The following is a 3,123-nucleotide window of genomic DNA, read 5'->3' on the forward strand; positions in this document are numbered from 1 at the left end:
CGGCGAGCCCGCCAGGGAACGGCAAGCCGACGGCGAGCCCGCCCGGGAACGGCAAGCCGCCCGCGAGCCCGCCCGGGAACGGCAAGCCGCCCGCGAGCCCACCCGCCAACGGCAAGCCGACGGCGAGCCCGCCAGGGAACGGCAAGCCGACGGCGAGCCCGCCCGGGAACGGCAACGCCGCCGCCAACGGACACGCCAAGGCGCACTGAACCGAGGCACGGCCCTCATAACGGGAGGGCACGTCGTTCGTTAGCAGCAACGTGGCCCTTATCCATCGGTCTGACTCACGATCCTCGGCACGTCTCGCCTTCGAACGCGGGGCCGGGCAGTCGGTCGTCGAGTTCGCGGTCCTGCTGCCGTTGTTCATGCTCCTGCTCCTCGTCACGGTGGACTTCGGGCGTCTCTTCTTCTCCTACATCCAGATAACCAACGCCGCACGCGAAGGCGCCGCCTATGCGGCAGTCGATCCCACGAATCTCGCCGCTATCACGACCCGCGCCACCGCCGAGGCCAACTCCCAGGCCCAGGGCGGTGAGCATCCGATCGCGGTGACGACCGCGTGCGTCGACACGACCGGAGCGACGATCCCGTGCAGCGGCGCCCCCGGCGGGGGCGGCCCGGGCTACACGGTGACCGTGACCGCGAGCGAGGTGTTCAGCTTCCTCACGCCGTGGATGAATGGGCTCCTCGGCAACAACTTCACGATGTCCACCTCGGCATCCGCAGTGGCCCTCGGCCTCGCGCCGAACAGCTCGGCCACGCAGCCGCCCGGCTGTGCGGCCCCATCGAGCGCGGTCATGTCCGTGGCCGGCTCCGGCCTGACGATCGACGTCGACGGCTCGGCGTCCCAGCCCTCGAGCGGCCTGTGCCACATCTCGGGCTACAACTGGTCCTTCGGCGACGGCACGACGGACGTGAGCTACGCCACGGGAACGGTCCACACGTACGCGTTTCCAGGCGTCTATGTGGTGACCCTGACCGTGACCAACCAGGGCGGAACGGCGACGACCACTTCGACCGTGACGGTCCCCCTGTCGACCACCTGCCTTGCTCCGCACGCGGCATTCTCGATCGCGCCGCCGACCGGGAGCGCCGGCTCGAGCGGGACGATCTTCGGCTTCGACGCCTCGGCAAGCACGAACATGGGAGTCGAGGCTTGCCATCCCCACTACACTTGGGACTTCGGCGACGGCGCCACGGGACCCGACGCCCCGACCACGACGCACCAGTACGTGCACTCCGCGCCGGGGACGACGGTTCGCGTCCGGCTGACCGTCTCGAACGACGCCGGGAGCGGCCAATCCACACAGACGATCACGCTCCAGTGACGATCGCCGTGCGCCATCGATCAGCCTCCGACGCTCACCGGAGGGCCGGCCGGTCCGGACAGGGTCTCGTCGAGTTCGCCCTCGTGGTGCCCGTGTTTCTCCTGATGGTCTTCGGGATCATCGACGGCGGTCGGTTCGTCTACATGAGCAGTGTCCTGTCGCAGGCCGCCCGCGAGGGGGCGCGAACAGGATCGGTCGAGGCGAGCTGGCTTGGCAAGGTCGACCCGAGCTGCGGGCAGCCCGGCGGTCCCACCTGCCCGGCCACGGCCGCGACGCTCAAGGCGGATGTTCTTTCCGCCGCGGATCGGATGGTCACGCCCTTCGCGAACATCGTGAGCTCGCAGATGTACATCAGCTGCGATCCACCGAGCACGGTGCCCAGCGGCGCCTGGACCAGCGGCACCGCGTGCACCGCCGGGACGGGTGGGACCGGCGTCACCGGCAATGTCATCTCGGTGCGCGTCGCCCTCACCTACCAGCCGCTCACCCCGATCGTCGGACAGGTCATCGGACCGACGACCATCTACGGGTCGGCCTCGATGGTCATCAACTAGGAGTCGAACATGCTTCGTCGAGGCGTCAGGTCACGTTCCAGCGGCCAGATCCTTGCGCTCTTCGCCCTCTCGGCCACGGCGATCATCCTCGCCCTCGGCCTCGTCATCGATGGCGGTTACGCACTGACCCAGCGGCGCGCCTCCCAGAACGCGTCCGACTTCGCGGCGCTCGCGGGTGCACGCGTGATCGCCGAGTGGATCGGCGGTGACACGGCCAACGGCACGGACGCCAACGTCAGGCTGGCCATCACGAACACGCTCAACATCAACGGCGCGGCCCCGATCACCTTCGGGACAGCGGGCGGGCCCGTGTACGTGGACAGCAACGGGACGATCGTCCCAAGTGCCGGAGCGGCCGCGAGCTACGTCGGCAACGGGACCATCCCGGTCGGAGCCGTCGGCGTGACGGTGACCTCGGGCCGGACGTGGACGCCATTCTTCCTCGGGATCGCCGGGATCAGGAACTGGTCGGCCGCGGCTGATGCGACGGCCAGGGGAGGCTGGTCCACCGCGCCGCCGAGCGGGGCCATCTTTCCGGCCGGGATCGCGTCGAGCTTCTTCTCGACCCATCCGTACTGCTCGGGCCCCATCAACACCACGACACCCTCCGATCCCTGCTACGCGCAGCGGCTGACGCCAGGCAATCTCAATGTCCCCGGCGGCTTCGGGTGGCTCAAGTTCGGAGCCACCGGCAAGTGCAGCGGCTTCGGGCTGGGGATGGATCCCAACAACGGGTGTCAGGAATCAGCGACGTTCCTCCAGAGCGAGATCGGCCCGCCGATGAACAGTTACGGCTGCTGCACGAGCGTCGGACTGTCCGGGAGTGCCGACAAGATCGGGAGCCTGCCCGGCAACAAGGCAAGCGCTGACTGCTCGAACTACATCCAAAACAACGTTGTCGTGACCGTCCCGGTCTGGGACACGGCGGGCGGCACGGGCGCCAACGCCTGGTACCACATCATCGGGTTCGCAGGCTTCCAGCTGACGGACTGTTTCGGAGGCAAGGACATCACCGGCGTCTGGCGTCGGCTCATGACGGTCGGGCCGGTCACGGACACCCCCGGACCGGGCGGCTTCCAGCTCGGCGTGCAGCTGATCCGCTAGCGCGAAGGTCGGCCTACTGCCCCGAGCCTGAGCCGCCGCTCTGGCCAGACGGGGTCGGGCTGGGCGGCGCCGACGTTGAGCCGGAGCCGCCGTTCTGGTCGGCTGGAGCGGGCGTCGGAGCCGAGGTCGCGGGCGCC

4 protein-coding genes are annotated in these 3,123 nt (G+C 69.2%); all 4 read left to right on the forward strand.

Annotated features, from left to right (window positions below; all coding sequences use genetic code 11):
- Window positions 1-209, forward strand: a 209-nt coding sequence (locus IVW53_15675; GenBank protein MBF6607003.1) for an iron dicitrate transport regulator FecR, incomplete at its 5' end; no start/stop codon positions are given.
- 51 nt (window positions 210-260) lie between these two features.
- Window positions 261-1,328: a pilus assembly protein gene (locus IVW53_15680; GenBank protein MBF6607004.1), complete on the forward strand. Its 1,068-nt coding sequence runs from the start codon at window positions 261-263 to the stop codon at window positions 1,326-1,328.
- Between the two features lie 8 nt (window positions 1,329-1,336).
- Window positions 1,337-1,882 (forward strand): pilus assembly protein, encoded by a 546-nt coding sequence (locus IVW53_15685; GenBank protein MBF6607005.1) that lies wholly within the window; start codon window positions 1,337-1,339, stop codon window positions 1,880-1,882.
- Between the two features lie 9 nt (window positions 1,883-1,891).
- Complete coding sequence (locus tag IVW53_15690; GenBank protein ID MBF6607006.1) at window positions 1,892-2,986, forward strand: pilus assembly protein; 1,095 nt, start codon at window positions 1,892-1,894, stop codon at window positions 2,984-2,986.
- Window positions 2,987-3,123: the final 137 nt, after the last annotated feature.

Source organism: Chloroflexota bacterium (genome assembly GCA_015478725.1).
Taxonomy (GTDB): Bacteria; Chloroflexota; Limnocylindria; order Limnocylindrales; family CSP1-4; genus C-114.